This window comes from Mycobacterium alsense (assembly GCF_002086635.1).
Lineage (GTDB): Bacteria > Actinomycetota > Actinomycetes > Mycobacteriales > Mycobacteriaceae > Mycobacterium > Mycobacterium alsense.
Map to the genome: position 1 here is coordinate 120,470 of NZ_MVHD01000003.1, position 19,955 is coordinate 140,424.

General features: G+C 68.2%; 20 protein-coding genes. 14 read left to right on the plus strand and 6 right to left on the minus strand.

The features are described from left to right. The first annotated feature begins 67 nt into the window (after positions 1-67). Genes BST11_RS03335 through BST11_RS03350 form a run of 4 tightly spaced genes read left to right on the plus strand, consistent with a single transcriptional unit; the run spans position 68 to position 4,055 of the window. Positions 68-1,645, plus strand: a complete 1,578-nt coding sequence (locus BST11_RS03335; RefSeq protein ID WP_083136585.1) for a methylmalonyl-CoA mutase family protein — start codon at positions 68-70, stop codon at positions 1,643-1,645. Further along, positions 1,646-2,083: a cobalamin-dependent protein gene (locus BST11_RS03340; RefSeq protein ID WP_067327347.1), complete on the plus strand. Its 438-nt coding sequence runs from the start codon at positions 1,646-1,648 to the stop codon at positions 2,081-2,083. Next, entirely contained in the window at positions 2,068-3,024 is a 957-nt protein-coding gene (locus BST11_RS03345) for an LLM class F420-dependent oxidoreductase (RefSeq protein ID WP_083136586.1), read from the plus strand. The genes BST11_RS03340 and BST11_RS03345 overlap by 16 nt, the downstream gene beginning before the upstream one ends. Positions 3,025-3,071: 47 nt before the next feature. Continuing rightward, a complete protein-coding gene (locus tag BST11_RS03350) occupies positions 3,072-4,055 on the plus strand; it encodes a CaiB/BaiF CoA transferase family protein (protein WP_244897492.1) in 984 nt (327 codons plus the stop codon). Between the two features lie 66 nt (positions 4,056-4,121). Here BST11_RS03350 and BST11_RS03355 read toward each other — a convergent pair whose 3' ends face one another. From BST11_RS03355 to BST11_RS03365, 3 genes are read right to left on the minus strand one after another with little or no spacing between them, the layout of a single operon-like run. Continuing rightward, positions 4,122-5,378, minus strand: coding sequence for an amidohydrolase family protein (locus BST11_RS03355; RefSeq protein WP_083136588.1), 1,257 nt, complete (start codon positions 5,376-5,378; stop codon positions 4,122-4,124). Positions 5,379-5,382: 4 nt separating this feature from the next. Continuing rightward, complete coding sequence (locus BST11_RS03360; protein ID WP_083136589.1) at positions 5,383-5,697, minus strand: DUF4286 family protein; 315 nt, start codon at positions 5,695-5,697, stop codon at positions 5,383-5,385. 21 nt (positions 5,698-5,718) lie between these two features. Then, positions 5,719-6,072 (minus strand): 2Fe-2S iron-sulfur cluster-binding protein, encoded by a 354-nt coding sequence (locus BST11_RS03365; RefSeq protein ID WP_083136692.1) that lies wholly within the window; start codon positions 6,070-6,072, stop codon positions 5,719-5,721. Positions 6,073-6,210: 138 nt separating this feature from the next. On the opposite strand from BST11_RS03365, the gene BST11_RS03370 reads away from it, so the two are divergent. From BST11_RS03370 to BST11_RS03385, 4 genes are read left to right on the plus strand one after another with little or no spacing between them, the layout of a single operon-like run. Further along, positions 6,211-7,626 carry a class I adenylate-forming enzyme family protein gene (locus tag BST11_RS03370; protein ID WP_083136590.1) on the plus strand — a complete coding sequence of 472 codons (1,416 nt, stop codon included), beginning with the start codon at positions 6,211-6,213 and terminating at the stop codon, positions 7,624-7,626. Continuing rightward, complete coding sequence (locus BST11_RS03375) at positions 7,604-8,509, plus strand: acyl-CoA dehydrogenase family protein (protein ID WP_083136591.1); 906 nt, start codon at positions 7,604-7,606, stop codon at positions 8,507-8,509. The genes BST11_RS03370 and BST11_RS03375 overlap by 23 nt, the downstream gene beginning before the upstream one ends. After that, entirely contained in the window at positions 8,496-9,584 is a 1,089-nt protein-coding gene (locus BST11_RS03380; RefSeq protein ID WP_083136592.1) for an acyl-CoA dehydrogenase family protein, read from the plus strand. Before BST11_RS03375 ends, BST11_RS03380 begins: the two co-directional genes overlap by 14 nt. Continuing rightward, positions 9,585-10,352: an enoyl-CoA hydratase/isomerase family protein gene (locus BST11_RS03385; RefSeq protein ID WP_083136593.1), complete on the plus strand. Its 768-nt coding sequence runs from the start codon at positions 9,585-9,587 to the stop codon at positions 10,350-10,352. An 18-nt stretch (positions 10,353-10,370) separates the two neighbouring features. On the opposite strand, the gene BST11_RS03390 is transcribed toward BST11_RS03385, so the two are convergent. Beyond that, positions 10,371-11,237, minus strand: a complete 867-nt coding sequence (locus BST11_RS03390) for a proline iminopeptidase-family hydrolase (protein ID WP_083136594.1) — start codon at positions 11,235-11,237, stop codon at positions 10,371-10,373. 162 nt (positions 11,238-11,399) lie between these two features. On the opposite strand from BST11_RS03390, the gene BST11_RS03395 reads away from it, so the two are divergent. From BST11_RS03395 to BST11_RS03405, 3 genes are all read left to right on the plus strand, one after another. Beyond that, positions 11,400-12,539 (plus strand): thiolase family protein, encoded by a 1,140-nt coding sequence (locus BST11_RS03395; protein ID WP_067327373.1) that lies wholly within the window; start codon positions 11,400-11,402, stop codon positions 12,537-12,539. A gap of 7 nt (positions 12,540-12,546) precedes the next feature. Next, positions 12,547-13,425 (plus strand): ArgK/MeaB family GTPase, encoded by an 879-nt coding sequence (locus BST11_RS03400; protein ID WP_083136595.1) that lies wholly within the window; start codon positions 12,547-12,549, stop codon positions 13,423-13,425. 68 nt (positions 13,426-13,493) lie between these two features. Next, positions 13,494-13,865, plus strand: a complete 372-nt coding sequence (locus BST11_RS03405; protein WP_083136596.1) for a limonene-1,2-epoxide hydrolase family protein — start codon at positions 13,494-13,496, stop codon at positions 13,863-13,865. 149 nt (positions 13,866-14,014) lie between these two features. On the opposite strand, the gene BST11_RS03410 is transcribed toward BST11_RS03405, so the two are convergent. After that, positions 14,015-15,631 (minus strand): FAD-binding protein, encoded by a 1,617-nt coding sequence (locus BST11_RS03410; RefSeq protein ID WP_083136597.1) that lies wholly within the window; start codon positions 15,629-15,631, stop codon positions 14,015-14,017. A 25-nt stretch (positions 15,632-15,656) separates the two neighbouring features. Next, on the minus strand, positions 15,657-16,334 hold the full coding sequence (locus tag BST11_RS03415; protein ID WP_083136598.1) for an IclR family transcriptional regulator: 678 nt from the start codon (positions 16,332-16,334) through the stop codon (positions 15,657-15,659). 128 nt (positions 16,335-16,462) lie between these two features. On the opposite strand from BST11_RS03415, the gene BST11_RS03420 reads away from it, so the two are divergent. Genes BST11_RS03420 through BST11_RS03430 form a run of 3 tightly spaced genes read left to right on the plus strand, consistent with a single transcriptional unit; the run spans position 16,463 to position 19,936 of the window. Continuing rightward, entirely contained in the window at positions 16,463-17,326 is an 864-nt protein-coding gene (locus BST11_RS03420) for an alpha/beta fold hydrolase (RefSeq protein WP_083136693.1), read from the plus strand. Then, positions 17,326-19,071, plus strand: coding sequence for a bifunctional 3-(3-hydroxy-phenyl)propionate/3-hydroxycinnamic acid hydroxylase (locus tag BST11_RS03425; RefSeq protein WP_083136599.1), 1,746 nt, complete (start codon positions 17,326-17,328; stop codon positions 19,069-19,071). Before BST11_RS03420 ends, BST11_RS03425 begins: the two co-directional genes overlap by 1 nt. Further along, a complete protein-coding gene (locus tag BST11_RS03430; protein WP_244897482.1) occupies positions 19,019-19,936 on the plus strand; it encodes a 3-carboxyethylcatechol 2,3-dioxygenase in 918 nt (305 codons plus the stop codon). The genes BST11_RS03425 and BST11_RS03430 overlap by 53 nt, the downstream gene beginning before the upstream one ends. Positions 19,937-19,955: the final 19 nt, after the last annotated feature.

Genomic DNA, 19,955 nt, shown 5'->3' on the forward strand with positions numbered 1-19,955 from the left:
TCGGTGTTTGACCAGGTCAACCTGGCGGTATTGGCATTCTCTTTTTTTGCAAGTACGTTATTCATCGATGGATAACGCTGCTCAGACACCGTCGGGCATCCCGCTGCAGCCCGTGTATGGGCCGGCCGACCGGACTGCCGAACCGCGGGCCCCCGGGGAGTACCCCTTCACCCGGGGCAACTTCGCGTCCGGCTACCGGGGCAAGCTGTGGACCTTCCGACAGTATTCCGGTTTCGGCACCGCCGAGGAATCCAACCGCCGCTACCGATACCTGCTCGAGCAGGGCGGGACGGGGCTGTCGGTGGCCCTGGACCTACCCACCCAGTGCGGATACGACTCCGACGATCCCGACTTCGGGGAGGAGGTCGGCCGGGTCGGGGTTGCGGTGGACAGCCTGGCCGACTTCGAGATCCTGTTCGACGGCATCCCGCTGGACAAGCTCAGCACGAGCATGACGATCAACGGAACGGCGGCCATCCTGTTGGCGTTCTACGTCGCCGCCGCCGAGAAAAAGGGGATTCCGCGGGCGAAGCTCACCGGGACCATCCAGAACGACATCCTCAAGGAATACGCCTCCCGCGGCACCTGGATCTGGCCACCCGAGCCCTCGTTGCGGCTGATCGCCGACACGATCGAGTTCTGCGCGGCCGAGGTTCCCAGATTCAACGCCATCTCGGTGGCCGGGGCGCACTTTCGCGACGCCGGCGCCAACGCGGTGCAAGAAATGGCGTTCACCCTGGCCGACGGTGTCACCTATTGCGACACCGTGGTGCAACGTGGCCGGATGACGATCGACCAGTTCGCCCCGCAGATCTCCTTCTTCTTCTACACCCACGGCGATTTCTTCGAGGAGATCGCGAAATACCGTGCGGGGCGGCGCCGTTGGGCGACAATCGTGCGGGAACGCTACGGGGCGACCACGGACAAGGCGGCGATGTTCCGCTTCGGCTGCGTGTGCGGCGGCGCGTCACTGTACGCGCCGCAGGCTCAGAACAACCTGGTCCGCGTGGCCTACGAGGCGATGGCAGCGGTGCTGGGCGGTGTCCAGTCGATGTTCACCGCGGCCTGGGACGAGCCGTTCGCGCTGCCCACCGAGGAGTCCACCACGCTGGCGCTGCGCACCCAGCAGATCTTGGCCTACGAAACGGGGGTGGCCAGCGTGGCCGACCCGCTCGGCGGTTCCTACTTCGTCGAGGCGCTCACCGACGCCACCGAGGCGCGCATCGTCGAGATCATGGACGACCTCGAGCGGCACGGCGGCATGGTCAGCGCGATCGAGGATGGGTACCTGCAGGGCCTGATCGCCGACGAGGCCTTCCGCCTGCATCACGACATCGAAGCGGGCACCCGCCCGGTCGTCGGGGTCAACCGGTTCGTGTCCGAGGAGCCTGAGCCCGACGTCGTCACCTACGAGCTCGACGCCGAGGGCCGTGACCTGCAGCTCAAGCGTCTTTCCAAAGTCAAGGCCGAAAGGGATTCGGCCGCAGTGCGATCCACGCTCGCTGAGCTGGCGCGCGCCGCCGAAGGAACCGACAACCTGATGCACAAGCTCATCGACTGCGCCAACGCCTACTGCACGGTCGGCGAGATGGTTTCCGCGCTCAAAAAGGTGTGGGGCGAATTCCAGCAACCGGTGGTGTTCTAGATGGCCGTTCGGATTCTGGTCGCAAAGCCCGGGCTTGACGGACACGACCGGGGCGCCAAGATCGTCGCCCGGACCCTGCGCGACGCCGGCTTCGAGGTCATTTACACCGGGATCCGGCAGCGCATCGAAGACATCGCGTCGATCGCCGTGCAGGAAGACGTGGCGGTCGTCGGCTTGAGCATCCTGTCCGGTGCCCACGTGACGCTCACGGCGCGGACCATCGAGGCGCTGCGCGCCGCCGACGCCGCCGACATCGCCGTCGTCGTCGGTGGCACGATCCCGCACGCCGACGTGCCCAAGCTGCTGGCCGCCGGCGCCGCCGCGGTGTTCCCCACCGGCACGCCGCTCGACGCGCTGGTGCGCGACATCCGCGCCCTGACCGGCACACCGGAACCCGCCGCAGAGAAGGAACCCGAGGAACAGTGCGCATCGGAGTGATGATCGGCGCCGAGCGAGGCGACATGGCCCGCAAGGTGAACAAGCTTGCCTCCGATATCGAGTGGGCAGAGTCCGCGGGGCTGGACACCGCGTGGATGCCGCAGGTGCCCGACGACTTCGACTGCCTGACGATGGTGACGCTGATGGCCGCCCACAGCTCGCGCATCGAGCTGGGCACCGCGGTGGTGCCGCTGCAGGCCCAGCATCCGATTGCCCTTGCGCGCCAAGCGCTCTCGGCGCACGCGGTGAGTGGCGGGCGGCTGGCGCTGGGTGTCGGGCCGTCGCACCACTGGATCATCCGCGACATGCTCGGCCTGCCGTACGAGAAGCCGGCCGCCTACACTCGCGACTACCTGCAGGTGCTCAACGCCGCCATCGCCGGGCCGGGACCCGTTGACGTCGAGAATGATTCGTTCACGGTGCACAATCCGACGGCGCTCGGGGCCGATGTCCCGATGCCGGTGCTGGTCGCCGCGCTCGGGCCGGTGATGCTGCAGCTCGCCGGCGAACTCGCCGACGGCACCGTGCTGTGGATGGCCGACGAACGCGCGATTGGTGACCACATCGCACCCAAGATCACCAAGGCCGCCGCCGACGCCGGGCGCCCAGCACCTCGGATCGTCGCGGGCATCCCGGTATGCCTGTGTGCCCCTTCGCAAGTCGCCGCGGCCAAGGAGCGGGCCAACCGCATCCTGGGTGAGGCCGAGGTGTCGCCGAACTACCAGCGGTTGCTCGAACGCGGCGATGCCCGCGACGTCGGCGACCTGTGTGCGGCCGGCGACGAGACCGCGATCCTGGCACGGATGCGTCGCTTCGCCGACGCCGGTGTCACCGACTTGTCGGTGCGACTACTGCCGATCGGCGAGAACCGGGACGAGCTGGTCGCCTCGAAACGCCGGACCCGCGAGATGATCGCGGCTCTGGCGACGGAGTTGCGGTGACGGCCGTTGGACCGCTTGCGGGGGTTCGGATCCTCGAGGTCGGCACCATGCTCGCGGGACCGTACGCCACGATGCTGCTTGCCGACCTCGGCGCCGACGTCACCAAGATCGAGCCGCGCGGTGGCGAGATCTCCCGCGGGGTCGGCGCCAGCTACTTCGCCAGCCTCAACCGCAACAAGTCCAGCATCTGCCTGGACCTGAACTCCGAAGCGGGACAGGAACGTTTGGGCGAGCTGGTGGCCGATTCGCACGCGCTGCTGGTCAACCTCAAACCGTCCGCCATCCGCCGTCTGGGGCTCACCTACGAGCAGCTGCGGCGCCACAACGAGCGGATCGTCTGCGTCGCGATCACCGGCTTCGGCCTGTACGGCGGCGACGATCCGGCCTTCGACTACGTGGTTCAGGCGGGGGTGGGCACCGCCGCATTGACGGGTGACCCGGACGGCCCGCCGACGCTGCCCGGTTACTCCTCGGCGGACAACTCCACCGGAATGTGCGCGGCTCTTGGGCTTTTGGCCAAGATCATCTCGGGCAGCGGGGGGCAGGTGGACGTCTCGCTGCGCGACGTCATGCTCTCGCAGCTGAACTATCACGCCTCCGCCTATCTCAACAACGGCGTCGAGCCGCAGCGCAGGCCGTTCGGGGCGCACTCGTATTACGTTCCCGCGCAACTTTTCCCGACTTCTGACGGGTACCTTGCCCTGTTCATCACACATGACGGATTCTGGAAGTCGTTTGCCACCGAAGCCGGTATCGGCGGGTTCGAAACGATGGCCGAGCGAGTCGCCCGCCGCGACGAGGTGCTCTCGGTTGTCACCGCGATGCTGGCGACCGACACCGCCGCCGGCTGGGAGCGGCGGCTGCGTCCCCTCGGCGTTCCCGCCGCGGCCGTTCGCACCCTGCCCGAGGCGCTCAAGGCGACCCCGGAAGTGGTGGTGACCGCGGGCGATTTCCGCCTGGTGGGCAGCCCGATCCACGTGTCCGGCTACGAGCCCGAATACCGGCCGCCGCCGGAGCTCGGCGACGATTGATCGCGTCCAACGTCGACTTGTTGTGTCGAATCAGCCGATTTCGCGCAACAACTCGACGCTCGACGGTTAGGAGCTGAGCCTTTCCTGGTAGCGGCGTGCCCACTCGGCGCGCGACCGGATGGACACGTCGACGTCGGCCCCCTTGGCGCGCAAGGCTTTAACGGTCGCCCGGTCGCGGGGCGTGCGGGCAAAGGGATCCCAGCTGAAGAACCGGCAGGCGTTGGCCCAGGTGATCTTGTCGATATCGGAATCGTCGGCGCCCGCGGCGTTCAGCTCGGCCAGCACCTGCTCGGGCGCGTCGGGCCAGAAGCAATCCGAGTGCGGGTAGTCGCACTCCCAGGCGATGATGTCGATGCCGATCTCGTGGCGCAGCTTCAGCGACGTCTTGTCGGTCACGTAGCAGGCCAGCGAGTGTTCGCGAAAGACGTCGCTGGGCAGTTGAGAGCCGAAGTCCCGGCGGAGCCACTTCTGGTTGGTGTAGTGCCGGTCGCTGCGGTCGAGGTAGAACGGGATCCAGCCGATGCCGCCCTCGGAGAAGGCGAACTTCAGGTCGGGGTAGCCGCGCATTGCCGGTCCCCACAGCAGATCCTGCGCGCACATCGCCGATACCTGGGTCGCCAGGATGATCATGTTGTCGATCGGCGCGTCGGGCGCCATGCTGATCGCCCCGAAGCCGGTCCCGATGTGCAGGCACATCACCACGTTCTGCTCGGACAGCGTCCGGAAGACCGGGCCCCAATACGCGTCGTCGTGGTAGCTCGGAAGGCCTTCCAGGTGCGGCAGTTCCGGCATCGTCACCGCGCGGCAGCCCTTGGCCGCCACCCGGCGGATCTCGGCGCACATGGCGGCCGGGTTCCACGTCGGCAGGATGGCGATGGGGATGAACCGGTCCGGGTAGGAGCCGGCCCACTCGTCGATGTGCCAGTCGTTATAGGCCGACACCATTACCAGCGTGGCCTCCTCGCGATGCATGTTCAGGTGCCGGGCGGAGAAGCCGGTGAAGGTCGGGAAGCACATCGAGGCGAGGATGCCGTTGCGGTTCATGTCACGCACGCGCTCGTGGACGTCGTAGACCCCGGGGCGCATTTCGGCGAAACCCGCGGGGTCGCGCCCCCATTCCTCGGCGGGCCAGGACACCACCGCGTTCAGGCCGCTGACGCCTTGCGGCCGGCCCTGGTACATCCACTGGTCGACACCCTTGTCGTCGGTCACGACGATCGGGGCCTCGTCCTTGTACTTGGCGGGCACGTGGCGCAGGAACATGTCCGGCGGCTCGACCACGTGGTCGTCGATGCTCACCAGGATCAGGTCGTCGACAATCATGGGGTCAGCCGACGCACTCGGTGGTGGTCTCAAACAGCCGCGGGACGGGCGCGGGATCCAGCTGCAGCGCGTCGGACATGTGCAGCTGGCCGGAGCTGGCAATCATGTTGTCCAGCACGGCCTGCAGGTCGTCACCCTCGATCTCGTAGATGGCGACGTACGGGCCCTTCCCGTCGACCGGGCGCAGCCGCCGCGCCGAGACGATTCCGTCGATTTTGAGAAGTTCGGGCAGATGCACTTCGTCGTACCAGGTGTTGTACTCCTGCTCGCGATCGGGCGAGCTGGGCTGGCTCTCGACGTACATGATCCCCTTGGCCATCGACGCGCCTCCTCTTTGCGGCTACTCGTAGCGCACCGTGACCGAAGCGGTGTCGGGTACGCCCTGGCAGGTGAGAATGTAGCCCTCGGCCACTTCGTCCTCGTCGAGAGCGTCGTTGACCCGCATGGTCGCGTGGCCCTCTTCGAGCTTGGCCATGCAGGTCCCGCAGTTTCCGGCCTCGCAGTTGAACGGCGGCTCCAGGCCGGCCCGCCGTGCGCTCTCCAACAGGGTCTCGCCGGGGACCTGCGGGACGGATACCTTCTTGCGATCGAGGTGGATCGTCACCGTGCCGGCGCCCGCGCCCTTGTCGGGTGCGGAGTTGGATTCGGGATCTGTCACCCGTGGAGTCTCCTTGATGATCTCGGTGACCGTCACCTCGACCGCCCCCTCCCGTACTTGCATTCTTCAGTATAGAGAATACTATTCTCACAAAGCGATAGGGACTTCTCAACGCGTTCCCGGCGTATCGATGCGTTTGGTTGCACGCTGACGGATTGCGGGAAGGAACGGGACGTGACCGAGCCGGCGGCGCTCGTGTTCGAGGAACGGCGATTCAGCCTGCTCGAACTCGACGCGTTGGCCGACGGGCTGGCCGCGACGCTGACGGCCAGGGGTGTCGCCGCGGGACAACGGGTCGCGGTGATGGCGTCCAACCGGCCGGAGTTCGTGGCCGTCGTGCTGGCGATCTGGCGGCTGGGTGCCACCGCGGTCCTCATCAGCCCCGCGTGGAAGCGCGACGAGGTCGACCACGCGCTCGCGCTGACCGACCCCGCGCACGCGGTCGGGGACCATCCGGTGCTCGCCGGCCTGATGCCCATGCTGCCCCTGGACGAATCCGTTTCTCCCGGGGCGCCGGTGACGCGTTCGCTGCCGCCGCGGGCAGACGCGGTGCTGGTGTTCAGTTCGGGCACCACCGGTCTGCCCAAGGCCGTCCGGCACACCCATGCCGCGCTGGACGAGGCCGTGGGGCACTGGCGTGCCGCGCTGCAGCTGACCCGGCACGACCGCATTCAGATCGCGACGCCGCCCTCGCACATCCTCGGCCTGCTGAACATCCTCACCGCGCTACGCACCGGCGCCCGGATGCGGCTGCATCCGCGATTCGATATCGACCGAATGCTGCAGCACATCGAAAGCGACCGCGTCACAGTGGAAATGGCGGTCGCGCCCATCGCGCTGGCCATCGCGTCGCACCCCGGGCTGGAGTCCTACGATTTGTCATCGCTGCGCTACATCATGTGGGGGGCGACGCCGGTGAGCCCCAACGTCGCCGAAGCGGTGACCAGGCGGACCGGCGTCGGTTGGGTCCCCGCCTACGGGACCACGGAATTGCCCGTGATCGCGTGTAGCCCGCTGCAGGGGTCCCGGCTCGACTCCGTCGGGCGCCCGGTGCCCGGGGTGGACGTGCGGGTGGTCTCGCTGGAGAACGGCCGGCCCGTCGGCCCGGGGGAGGTCGGGGAGATCCAGGCCCGCGCGACGTCGCTCATGGCCGGATACCTGCCGGAGGCGGCGACCGCCGAGGCCATCCGCGACGGCTGGTATCGCACCGGCGACGTGGGCTCGCTGGACCGCGACGGTTGGCTGCGGATCACCGACCGGCTCAAAGAGATGATCAAGGTGCGCGGCTTCCAGGTCGCGCCGGCCGAAATCGAGACGGTGCTGCACGGGCATCCGGCCGTCGACGACTGCGCGGTGTTCGGTGTGCCGGACGGCATCAACGGGGAAGCGATCGTCGCCGCGGTGGCGGTTAAGGTTCCCGTTGACGAGCAGGCGGTCGCGGGCGACCTCACCGCCCTGGTGGACGAGAAGCTGGCGTCCTACAAACATCTGAGCCGCGTGGTGTTCGTCGACGATATACCGCGCTTGCCTTCGGGCAAGGTGCTGCGCCGAGTCCTCAAGGAGACCTATGGATGTACGTCTGACGTCTGAACAGCAGCAGCTCCGAGACGCCGCGGCCAAGCTGGCCGACGACCTCGGGCCGGGGGCCGTTCAGGAGCTCGACGACGAGGGCCGAATCGCGCGCCTGGACAAGCAGATTGAGACGACGGGGTGGCGCTCGCTACGGTCCGACGGCGCCTCGGGCGTCGAAGTCGCCATCGTCGCCGAGGAATTCGGGCGCAGGCTGGTCGACGCACCGTTCCTCGGGCCGGTATTGGCCGACGACCTCGTCCGGCACGTCGGTGCCGACGGCGGGGCGGTCACCGTATCCGTAAACGACCGGGTGGTCGACGCGCGCGGCGCCCGGCGCGCCCTGTCGCTCTTGGGCAACACCGTCGTGGCGGTAGACGTCGACGCCGTCCGTGCCGGCGTCGATCTCACCCGCTCGGAGGCCGACATCGTGGGCGCGCCAACGACTCTCGGCCAGGTGTCGTCCGACGTTGCCGCGCGGTGGTTGGCCCTGGCGTTGGTCACCACGGCGGCGGACCTCGTCGGCATCGCCCGCGGCGCCCTCGCCGTCGCGTGCGACTACGCGAAAATCCGCGAGCAGTACGGCAAGACGATCGGGTCCTATCAGGCCATCGCGCACCTGCTGGCCGAAGGCCTTGCGCTGATCGAGGGTTCGGTGAGTGTGTCACGCCACGCCGCGTGGGCCGTCGACGAACTGGCGCCCGCCGAGGCCGTCCGGGCGGCACAGGTCGCCAAGATCTACTGCGCGCGCGCCACCCGCACCGTCTGCGAGACCGCCGTGCAGGTGCACGGCGGCATCGGCAATACCTGGGAGTGCCTGGCTCATGTCTACCTGCGCCGCGCGCTGACATCGACCGAGCTGTGGCCCGTGACGCTGAAGGAGATCGACCTTGGACTTTCGTGACTCACCCGACGAGGCCGCCTTCCGCGAGCGGCTGCGCTCGTGGCTGTCGGTGCACGCCAAGGAATATTCCGGCTCGGGAGACGAATACTGGGTTCGCATGGCCGACTGGCATCGGGCCCTGTACGACAACGGCTTCTTCGGCCTGTCCTGGCCACGCGACTACGGCGGGCAGGAACTGCCGCCGGTCTACGACGTCATCGTCGACGAAGAACTCGTCCGCGCCGGCGCCCCGCCGCGTCCCAGCGTGGGTTACCTGGTCTTCGGCATCGGTCGGCACGGCAGCGACGAACTGCGCAAACGCTTTCTGCCCGGCATCATCAGCGGCAGCGAGCGGTGGTGTCAGGGCTTCAGCGAACCCGGCGCCGGATCGGACCTGGCCTCGCTGACGACCAGCGCGACCCTCGAGGGCGACAACTACGTCGTGCACGGGCACAAGATCTGGACGAGCTACTCCGATGTCGCCGACCGGTGCCTGCTGTTGGCGCGCACCGATCCCGAGGCGAAACGCCACCGCGGCCTGTCGGCCTTCGTGCTGGACATGAAACAGCCTGGCGTGCAACAGCGTCCGTTGCGGATGATGAACGGAGTGACCAACGAATTCGGGCAGGTGTTCTTCGACGGCGCGACGGTGCCCGCGGACCGGATGGTCGGTGCCCCGGGCGAGGGCTGGGCCGTCGCGATGACCGTCGTCGGGCACGAGCGCGAACCGTCCACGCTGGGCTACGCGGCCCGGTACGGCAAGCTGGTCCGGGATCTCTACCAGCGCGGTGACGGTCGGGTTCCCGAAGAGCTCGCGTGGGCGGCCGTCGAGTCGGAGATGTTGACGCATCACGTCCGGCGGCGGCTGTCCGAGCAGTTGGACGGTGTCTCCCACGGCCCGGAGGGGTCGCTCGACAAGCTCCTGATGACTTGGGTCGAGCAGTCGGTGGGACACGCCGCGCTGGCGGTCACCGGGACCCGCGATCCCGACCTGCTCAGCGCCTACTTGTACAGCCGCGCGCAGAGCGTAATGGGCGGGACATCGCAGATACAGAAAAACATCATCGCCTCACGCATCTTGGGATTGGGAGTCTGAATGTATGACATGCCAGCCGAAATCGACGTCCGCGCGGACGGCCCGCTGCGGATCATCACCCTGAACCGGCCCGACGACCTCAACGCGGTCAACGACAACCTGCACGTTGGGCTCGCGCGACTGTGGCAACGGCTGACCGACGACCCCACGGCCCGCGCGGCGGTCATCACCGGGGCGGGCAAGGCATTTTCGGCCGGCGGCGATTTCGCGTATCTCAAGGAACTGTCGGCCGACGCCGAGCTGCGCGCCAAGACCATCCGCGACGGGCGCGAGATCGTGCTGGGCATGGCGCGCTGCCGAATTCCAGTGGTGGCGGCGGTCAATGGCCCGGCCGTCGGGCTGGGGTGCAGCCTGGTCGCGCTGAGCGACATCGTCTACATCGCCGAGGACGCCTTCCTCGCCGACCCGCACGTGCAGGTGGGGCTGGTCGCCGCGGACGGCGGGCCGCTGACCTGGCCGCTGCACATCAGCCTGTTGCTGGCCAAGGAGTACGCGCTGACGGGCACGCGGATTCGGGCCGAGCGCGCCGTCGAGCTCGGACTGGCCAACCACGTCGTCGCCGACCCGCTCGCCGAGGCGATCGCTTGCGCCAAAAAGATTCTGGAGCTACCCCAGCAGGCGGTCGAGAGCACCAAGCGGGTGCTCAACATCCATCTGGAGCGCGCGGTGCTGGCCAGCCTGGACTATGCACTGTCGGCCGAGCACCAGTCGTTCACCACCGACGACTTCCGGGCGATCGTCACGAAGCTGAACGAGGGCAAGAACTGACGGGCCGCGCCGTGAACGTCAGGTTTGCGAGTCGTTAGCTCGCAGGAACTCCCGCATCACCTGATCGAACCGATCGGGCTCCTCGATGAACGGCATGTGAGCGCTCGACTCGAACAGCTCGAACCGCGCACCCGGTATGCGCCGGTGGATTTCCCACGCGTGCTCGGGCACGCATTCGTCATACCTGCCCGCGAGGACGAGGGTCGGCAGCGTGATCTCGCCCAGGCGGTCGAACACGTCCCAGTGGCGAATGGTCCCGACGATGTGAAAGTCGCTGGGACCGAACATCGTTGTGAAGATTTCGGCGCCCATCCGCCGGAACGCTTCCTCGAGTTCTTCGGGCCAGGGGTGAACGCGGCACAGGTAGGTCTCGTTCCACGTGCGGATGGCGGCCTGGTATTCGGGCGAGTGGGTGGTGCCGGCCGCCTCGTGACGGTCGATCGCGGACTGCGTCGACGGGTCCAGCGCGGACTTCAAGCGCCTCACCATGTTCGAGAACTCGGGTATGGACGCGATGCTGTTCGAGATGGTGAGGCTGGCCGCCGCGGCGGTCACGTCGAGAACGTACTGCTGGGCGAGCATCCCGCCCCACGAATTGCCGAAGATGTGGAAGCCGTTCAGGCCCAAGGCGTTGACCACCGCGTCCATCTCGGCCACCGAGCGTTCCATCGTCCAAAGCCCGGTGTTCGAAGGGCATTCGGAATTCCCGCAACCGAGCTGGTCCCAGAAGATGACCTCACGCTCGTCGGCCAAGCGTTCCAGCGAGCCCAGGTAATGGTGCGGTAGACCCGGCCCGCCGTGGACCACCAGCAGCGGCAGGCGGGCGCCGCCGCCGACCCGCTTGAACGACACGCGTCCGCCCGGAACCGCGATTGTCCCCTCCATCCCCGACGATGCCTCCTGTTCAATTGGCGAGCAGACGCAGAATCGCACAGTTCGGTCCCCCAAACGTGCAATTCTGCGTCTGCTCGCGGAGCCACGCGCCTTGCAACTCATACTCTCGAAATGAGAGAATATGGTTCTCGTATCGCGAATTGGAGAACCTCCGTGCCTGAAGCCGTCATCGTTTCCGCCCTGCGCACCCCCATCGGCACCGCCCGCAAGGGGACGCTGCGCGACACCAGCGCATTCGACCTCGCGCACCACGTGGTCGCCGAGGCGGTGAAGGACCTGGACCCGGCGCAGGTCGACGACGTGATCCTGGGCGAGGGGCTCTACGGCGGCGGTGTGGTCGCGCGCCACGCCGCCATCACGGCGGGCCTGCCGCAGGTGCCCGGACTGGCCAACAACCGGCACTGCGCGGCGGGACAGGCGGCGGTGCAGAGCGCGGCGGCGAGCGTGCGCGCGGGAATGGATCAACTCGTCATCGCCGGCGGTGTCAACTCGGCGTCCACGTCCCCGCGGTCGCGCATGCAGGTCGACGGCGAATGGGTCGACTGGTTCCCGCCGACCCACCCCGACCGCCCCGACGCGCCGAACATGGACATGTCGATCACGGTGGGCTGGAACGCCGCGGTCAAGGCGGGCGTGACGCGCGAGGAGATGGACGCGTGGGCGCTGCGGTCACACCGCAACGCGATCGCCGCGATCGACGAGGGCCGCTTCAAAGAGGAGATCGTCCCGATCGAGACGCCGCACGGGCTGTTCTCGGTCGACGAGCACCCGCGCCGCGACACCAGCATGGAGAAACTCGCGGGGCTGAAGCCGCTGCACCCGGAGATCGAGGGTTTCTCCATCACCGCCGGCAACGCCTGCGGGGCCAACGACGGTGCGGCCGTGCTGACCATCGCGAGCGACGCGCTTGGGCTGCCCGCGCTGGCCACCGTGCGGTCCTGGGCCTCGGTCGGCGTCGACCCCGCGATCACCGGCCTGGCGCCGGTGGAGGCCATACCGAAAGCGCTTGCCCGCGGCGGGCTTTCGATCTCGGACGTGGATCTGTTCGAAATCAACGAGGCCTTCGCGGCGATGTGTGTGGCCACCATCAAGCTGCTCGACCTGGACCCGGACAAGGTGAACGTCAGCGGCAGCGGGTGCTCGCTGGGACACCCCGTGGCGGCAACCGGCGCCAGGATGCTCGTCACGCTGGTGCACGAATTGCGCCGTCGCGGCGGCGGAATAGCGGTGGCGGCCATGTGCGCGGGCGGTGGAATGGGTTCCGCGACGGTCATCGAGGTCGCTGCGCCATAATGCGCAAATGACGATCGCCGACCTGATTGCGCGAGCGCGCAACGGATCTCCGCGCGCGGCGGGTCGGCTACTCAGCCTGGTCGAAGGCGAGACTCGCGACGAGGTGCTGGCGAGCATCGGGGCTGCGGCGGCGCTCGATGTCCGGGTGATCGGCATCACCGGACCGCCGGGCGCGGGCAAGTCGACGACGGTGGGCGCATTGGTCGGCGCCTACCGGGAACGTGGGTGCCGGGTGGCCGTGCTGGCGGTCGACCCGTCGTCGCCGTTCAGTGGCGGTGCGCTGCTGGGCGATCGGATCCGGATGACCGCGCACATCAACGACTCCGACGTCCTGATCCGCTCGGTGGCCGCCCGCGGTCACATCGGGGGACTGGCCGCCGCGGTTCCGGCGGCCATCCGGCTGCTCGGCGCGATCGGCTATGGCGTGATTCTGCTGGAGACCGTCGGGGTGGGGCAGTCGGAGATTGAGATCGCCGCGGTCGCCGATCCGACCGTCGTCGTCCTCAACCCGGGGGCCGGGGATGCCGTGCAGGCCGCCAAGGCGGGGGTGCTGGAGGTCGCCGACATCGTCGCGGTGAACAAGGCCGACCGCGAGGGTGCCGAGCAGACCGTGCGGGACCTGCGTGCCGAAACCAAGGTCCCGATCGTCAGCCTCGTCGCTGCCCGGGGCGAGGGTGTGGCGGAACTGGTGGCCGCCATAGACGATCACCATCGCACCGACAGCCGGGAGCGCCGCCTGGCGCGGGCCCGGGCGCAGATCCTGTCGCTGGCCCAGACCCGGCTGCGGACCCAGCCGGCCTTGGACGCGCTCGCCGAGGCGGTCGTCGACGGGCGCGACGATCCCTATGCGGCCGCCGAAAAGCTGATCCCTGCCACGCCCGAATAGGGATCGGCGGCGCGCTGCGTCGTTTGATGCCTCTTGCTTTGCTTGGCATCACTGTGTTGCATGAACGCATGACACATTCTGCCGATGAACTGGTGACCGAATTCTGCAAACGGTGGGCCACGCCCGACCCCGACGAGATCGCGGGGTATTTCATCGAAGACGCCGTCTACCACAACATCCCGATGGAGCCCGTCCAAGGCCGCGCCGCCATAAGGGAATTCATCGCGGGCTTCGTCGCGGCGTTCGACGGGATCGACTTCAACGTGCACCGGCAGGTCAGCGACGGCGCATTGGTGATGAACGAGCGCACCGACGTAATGCGCCGAAAAGGCGGCGGGGCAATTCCTTTGCCGGTGATGGGCGTCTTCGAGGTGCGCGACGACCGGATCGTCGCGTGGCGCGACTACTTCGATATGGCGACCATCGCCAGCGCTTTCTGATCCCTCTAACGTTGACTCTGCGGCCATGGCGGGCCATACTCACAGTTCTCCTGCGTGAGCGCAGAGTCAACTGCCAAACCATTGCGCGCAAGCCGGTCTAGTCCCTTACGCGCTGAGCGCAGTCTCGACGACAGGGGAGCAGCGAGCGGCTACTTCAGGTCGACCGACTTCCCGGTGGCGGCCGCATGCCCCGCGCGATAGCCGAAAACCATTGCGGGACCGATGGTTCCCCCGGCACCACCGTACGCCCGCCCGGTCGCGCCCGCCATCGCGTTGCCCGCCGCGAACAGGCCGGGTATCGGCTCCCCACTGACGTGCAGGACGCGGCCGTCGGGATCGGTGCGGGGCCCGCCCTTGGTGCCCATCGCCCCGATGGACACCGGCACCGCGTAATAGGGGGCGGTGTCGATCGGGCCGAGGGTCTTGCCGGCCAGCGTGGTGGCGCTGTCGTCGCCCCAGTAGCCGTCGTAGGCGCTGGAACCGCGCCCGAAGTCGGGATCGGCGCCGGCGGCCACGTGACGGTTCCAGTCCGCGATGGTGCGCGTGAGGCCGTCGGCGTCGATGCCGGTCTTGGTGGCCAGCTCGGCCAGGTCGGCCGATTCGCAGAACCAATCGGGGGCGGGCTGCCCGGGTGCGACGCCGAGAAATCCGTAGCGCTGCAGGTGAACCGAGTCGAACACGATCCAGCCGCGGTCGTTGACGTACCCGTCGCGGGGATCGAGGTAGTGGAACGCGCCGGCCATCGAGTTGTAGTCGCACGCCTCGTTGACGAAGCGCCGCCCTGCCGCGTTGACGATGATGCTGCGCGGCCGGGTCCGCTCGAGTCGGACGCTGCGGCTGCGTTGCTTGCCCTCGATGGTGTCGTTCGGAATCCGCACGATCGGCACCCACCAGGCTTCGCCCATGTTGGCCAGGTCCGCGCCGTGCGCCATCGCCATGCGCAGCCCGTCGCCCGTGTTGTACGGCGGGGACACCGATCCGTGCATCGGCCCGCGCAAAAACGCTTGCACCAGAACGGGATCCCATTCGAAGCCACCGGTGCCCAGGATCACCCCGCGGCGCGCGCGCACGCTCAGGCCCCGGCCCCCCAGCGCGACCCGCACCCCGACGATGTCGCCGGCCTCGGCGACGAGGTCTTCGGCGCGCGCGTTGACCTGCGGTGCGACGCCGGCATCCAGCAGGCCCTTGAGCAGGCCCGCGATCAGGGCGGTACCCGCCACGCACAGGTGGCTGGTGTGTTCATCGATCGCGGCATGCAGGCGCGCCCGGGTTTCGGCATCGAATCCGACGTTGGACCAGTCGGCGGGAAACGACGTGATCCGCTTGCCCCACTCGCCCAATTCGGTCAGGTCGAAGGGTGCGGCGCTGAGCGAACGTCCCCCGCCCGGCCGCCCGCCCGGCAGCTCCGGCTGGTAATCGGGGAAGCCCGTCGCGACCTCGAAGCGCAACCCGCTGTGGGCCTCGACGAAGTCGAGCATCGCCGGCCCGGTGCGCACGAACGTCTCGACCAGGGCGTCGTCCATCGAACCCAGCGACTGCGCGTGCAGGTACCGCAGGGCGTCGGCGACCGTCAATTCCCCGTCGGGAGAACGGTTGTGGGCCGGAATCCACGCGATGCCGCCCGACACCGCGGTGGTCCCGCCGACGGTCGCGGCCTTCTCGAAAACCTCCACCGAAGCGCCGTTGGCCGCCGCGGTGAGCGCGGCCGTCAGCGCGGCGGCACCGCTGCCGAGGACGACGACATCGACTTCATGGTCCCAGGGCATGGACTGTATCCCTTCGGCTCGGTGGCTAGTTCAGGAGCTCCGACAACTGCTTCGCGGCGTTGATGACCGCGTCCTTGCCGCGCATCACCACGTCTTCCCGGTGGGAGATGAGGTTGATGCACGTCGGTGGGGACGGCGCCTGGCGGCGGACCGCCACCGCCAGGCCATAGGTGTTGGGTTCGATCTCCCCGTAGGTCACCACCCACCCGCGTTCGCGGGTGCGCGCGACGAGCTCACGCTCCCCGGGGCGCGGCGGCATGCTCGCGAGCAGGGCGATCCCGGCGGCGCCGCGGTCGAGGGGATACCGACTGCCCTCGTGAAACGACAGTTGGTAGGCGACGTGGCTGGGCACGATCACCGCGACCGCCACCTGCTGGTCGCCCTCGGCGACGAGCAACGACACGGTGGTGCCGAGCTCGTCGGCCAGCGCGCGCAGCGTCGGCAGACTGAGCAGCCGCACGTTGCGGTCGAACGACGCACCCAGCACGGCGAGGCCGGCGGCGGGGCGGTAGCGCCCGCCTTCTCCCTTGGCCACCAATCGGAATTGAGCCAGCGTCGACAGCAATCGATAGGCGATGGTGCGATGCACCCCGATTTGGTCGGCGAGCTGTTGCACGGTCATCCCGGTGGGGGAGTCGGCCACCATTTGCAGCGCGGCGAGTCCCCTGGCCAGCGTCTGAGAACCCGTTCCGGAACCGGTCACAGCCTTGACATACCAGGACGACGGCGCGAAGCTCTATATATAACGCACATTAACGTGCGATATTAGCACGCCGGGTGGACTACGAAAACCGGGCTTTTCCCAAGGGGTCTCAAGTGCAGAGAGGAACCGTGGCGGAGTTCGAGAGCATCTGGAGCGACCTGCAGGGCGTCGCGTTTGAGCAGGGCTACCTCGAGGCGGGAGGCGTGCGGACGCGCTACCTGCGCGCCGGCGATCCGGGCAAGCCGGTGTTGGTGCTGCTGCACGGATCCGGCGGCCACGCGGAGGCCTACGTGCGCAACCTGGCCGCGCACGGGGAGCACTTCTGGACGTGGTCGATCGACATGCTCGGCCACGGCTACACCGACAAGCCGGGCCACCCGCTGGAGATCCGCCACTACGTCGAGCACCTGATGGCCGTGCTGCGCACCATCGGCGTCGACCGAGCCTGCCTCAGCGGCGAATCCCTCGGGGGCTGGGTGGCCGCGCGCGCCGCCGTCGACCACCCCGACGTGGTCGACCGACTGGTGCTCAACACCGCCGGTGGCTCCCAGGCCGATCCCGTGGTGATGCAGCGGATCATCACCCTGTCGATGGCGGCCGCCGAGGACCCGACGTGGGAGACGGTGCAGGCTCGGATCAAATGGCTGATGGCCGACAAGTCCAAGGACTACGACGACCTGGTCGCCTGCCGCCAGCGGGTCTACCGCCAGCCGGGCTTCGTCGCGGCCATGCGCGACATTATGGCGTTGCAGGACCCCGAGATTCGCGCACGCAACCTTCTCGGCCCCGACGAGTACGGTTCCATCATCGCCCCGACGCTGGTGCTGTGGACCAGTGACGACCCCACCGCCGACGTGAGCGAGGGCCGGCGGATCGCATCGATGATCCCCGGCGCGCGCTTCGAGCTGATGGTGGGCTGCGGTCACTGGCCCCAGTACGAGGACGCCAAGACCTTCAATCGCCTGCACCTCGATTTCCTGCTGGGCCGGTGATGGACGCAGCGGGTCAGATCCGACCGGAAATCGAGTCCATCGACATCGACATCGACGTCGACGTCGTCGTCGTCGGCGCCGGCCCGGTCGGCCTGACCCTGGCCAATATCCTTGGCCTGCAGGGGGTGCGGACACTGGTCGTCGACGAACGCGACTCGCTGATCGACTACCCGCGCGGGGTGGGCCTGGACGATGAGGCGTTGCGCACCTTCCAGTCCATCGGCCTGGTCGACCGGATCCTGCCGCACACCGTGCCCAATCAGATCTTGCGCTTCGTCGACGCCAAGCGGCGCGTGCTCGCCGAAATGGCCCCTCCCGACGCGCGTTTCGGATGGCCGAAGCGCAATGGCTTCGTGCAGCCACTCGTCGACGCCGAATTGCTCTGCGGTTTGGACAGATTCGACCACGTCGAGGTGCGGTGGAACCATCCGATGGTCTCGTGCGCGCAAGCCGACCACGCGGTCACCGTCGAATGCGGCGCCGATGGTGGCGCCGCCGGCGTGCGGGCGCGGTATGTCGTGGGATGCGACGGCGGTCGCAGCATGACCCGCCGCATGATGGGGGTGTCCTTCGACGGGACGACGTCGTCGACGCGCTGGCTGGTGGTCGACATCGCCAACGATCCGCTGGGCCACCCGAACAGTGAGGTCGGCGCCGACCCGGAACGCCCCTACGCGTCGATCTCCATCGCGCACGGAATCCGCCGGTTCGAGTTCATGATCCACGCCGACGAGACCGACGAGCAGGCCGAGGATCCGGCGTTCCTGGAGCGGATGCTGGCGCGGATGGTCCCGCACCCGGACCGGGTCGACGTGATCCGGCGCCGGGTCTACACGCACCACTCGCGCATCGCCGGCGCGTTCCGTAGCGGGCGGCTGTTGCTGGCCGGCGACGCGGCCCATTTGATGCCGGTGTGGCAGGGGCAGGGCTACAACAGCGGCATCCGGGACGCGGCCAACCTTGGATGGAAGCTCGCCGCGGTGGTGTCCGGACGGGCGGACGACCGCTTGTTGGACACCTATGACGTCGAGCGGCGCAAGCACGCGCGGGCGATGATCGACCTTTCCACCATGGTGGGCCGGGTCATCTCGCCCACCGACCGGCGGATCGCCACCGCGCGCGACCTGCTCGTGCGGTCGGCGTCAATTGTGCCGTCGCTCAAGCGGTACGTGCTGGAGATGCGGTTCAAGCCGATGCCGCGCTACGAGCAGGGCGCCGTCGTGCACTCCGTGGATCCGAAAAAGTCTCGCAATGCCGATTCGCCGGTGGGCACCTTGTTCGTCCAGCCCCGGGTGGACACGCGCACCGAGCGGAACGTGCTGTTGGACGACGTGCTGGGCGATTGGTTCGCCGTGCTGTGCTGGAACAACAATCCGCGCAAGATTCTCGGCGAGGAGGCCTTCGCGAGCTGGAAAGCCGTGGGGGCACGCTTCGTTGCGCTGCGGCCGCTGTCCCAGCTGCACTGGCCGGGCCACGACGATCCCGATGTCGTGGTGGTCGGTGACCGCGACGGCGCCGTCAAGGCCTGGTTCGACACCCATCCGGAGTCGGTGTTGTTCCTGCGGCCCGATCGGTGCGTCGCGGGCGCCTGCATCGCTCAGCTCGCGCCCGAGCTGAGCGCCAGGGTGCTCGACAAACTCACCCTCACGCCGGGAGGGGGTGATCGTCAAAGTGCCACTGGCTCTGTGCTGTATGTCGCACAGCCCGCTGCTGAATCTTCCGGGGCCGTCGCGGGACCTGCTTGACGACATCGAAGGCGCATTCGGGCGGGCACGCGAGTTCGTCGAGGGCTACGACCCGGAACTCGTCGTCACCTTCTCGCCCGACCACTACAACGGCTTCTTCTACCGGGCGATGCCGCCGTTCTGCATCGGCATGCGCGCCAACGGCGTCGGGGACTACGGCACCCACGCGGGCCCGCTCAGCGTTCCGGAAGACCTCGCGGCCGACTGCGCGAAGGCCATCCTCGCCGCCGGCGTCGACATCGCGGTTTCGGCCAGCATGGACGTCGACCACGGCACCGTGCAGCCGCTGGAGAAACTCTTCGGTGACGCCACCGCACGCCCGGTGATCCCCATCTTCGTCAACGCGATCGGAGTGCCCCTGGGCCCGCTGCACCGTTGCCGTGCACTGGGAACCGCCGTGGGTGCCTACCTGGCCACCCTGGACAAACGGGTCCTGGTGGTGGGATCCGGAGGCCTCTCGCACAGCCCGCCGGTCCCCACATTGGCGACTGCGCCCCCGGCCGTGCTGGAACGCATCGTGCACGGGCGGCCGATGACACCGGAACAGCGACAGGCCCGGCAGGAGGCCGTCATCGAGGCCGCCAGGAACTTCGCCGGTGGCGCCAGTGACCTGCAACCGCTCAACCCGGCGTGGGACCATCGATTCCTCGAGATCGTCGACGACGGAAAGCTGGCCGATCTCGACCAGTGGTCGAACTCGTTCGTGGTCTACGAGGGCGGCACCTCGGCGCACGAAATCCGGACGTGGGTGGCGGCTTTCGCGGCGCTGGCAAGCGCGGGGCCGTATCGGACGGAGTTGCGCTACTACAAGCCCGCGGCCGAACTCATCGCGGGGTTTGCCATCCGAACGGCGGTGCCGCGGTGAGCGCCACCCCCTTCGCGGC

Bases quoted from the DNA above. Each gene is read 5' to 3' on its own strand.
- BST11_RS03335 (WP_083136585.1), top strand. From the start codon at position 68: ATGGATAACGCTGCTCAGACACCGTCGGGCATCCCGCTGCAGCCCGTG.
- BST11_RS03340 (WP_067327347.1), top strand. From the start codon at position 1,646: ATGGCCGTTCGGATTCTGGTCGCAAAGCCCGGGCTTGACGGACACGAC.
- BST11_RS03350 (WP_244897492.1), top strand. From the start codon at position 3,072: ATGCTCGCGGGACCGTACGCCACGATGCTGCTTGCCGACCTCGGCGCC.
- BST11_RS03355 (WP_083136588.1), bottom strand. From the start codon at position 5,378: ATGATTGTCGACGACCTGATCCTGGTGAGCATCGACGACCACGTGGTC.
- BST11_RS03360 (WP_083136589.1), bottom strand. From the start codon at position 5,697: ATGGCCAAGGGGATCATGTACGTCGAGAGCCAGCCCAGCTCGCCCGAT.
- BST11_RS03375 (WP_083136591.1), top strand. From the start codon at position 7,604: ATGGATGTACGTCTGACGTCTGAACAGCAGCAGCTCCGAGACGCCGCG.
- BST11_RS03385 (WP_083136593.1), top strand. From the start codon at position 9,585: ATGTATGACATGCCAGCCGAAATCGACGTCCGCGCGGACGGCCCGCTG.
- BST11_RS03390 (WP_083136594.1), bottom strand. From the start codon at position 11,237: ATGGAGGGGACAATCGCGGTTCCGGGCGGACGCGTGTCGTTCAAGCGG.
- BST11_RS03400 (WP_083136595.1), top strand. From the start codon at position 12,547: ATGACGATCGCCGACCTGATTGCGCGAGCGCGCAACGGATCTCCGCGC.
- BST11_RS03405 (WP_083136596.1), top strand. From the start codon at position 13,494: ATGACACATTCTGCCGATGAACTGGTGACCGAATTCTGCAAACGGTGG.
- BST11_RS03410 (WP_083136597.1), bottom strand. From the start codon at position 15,631: ATGCCCTGGGACCATGAAGTCGATGTCGTCGTCCTCGGCAGCGGTGCC.
- BST11_RS03425 (WP_083136599.1), top strand. From the start codon at position 17,326: ATGGACGCAGCGGGTCAGATCCGACCGGAAATCGAGTCCATCGACATC.
- BST11_RS03430 (WP_244897482.1), top strand. From the start codon at position 19,019: ATGTCGCACAGCCCGCTGCTGAATCTTCCGGGGCCGTCGCGGGACCTG.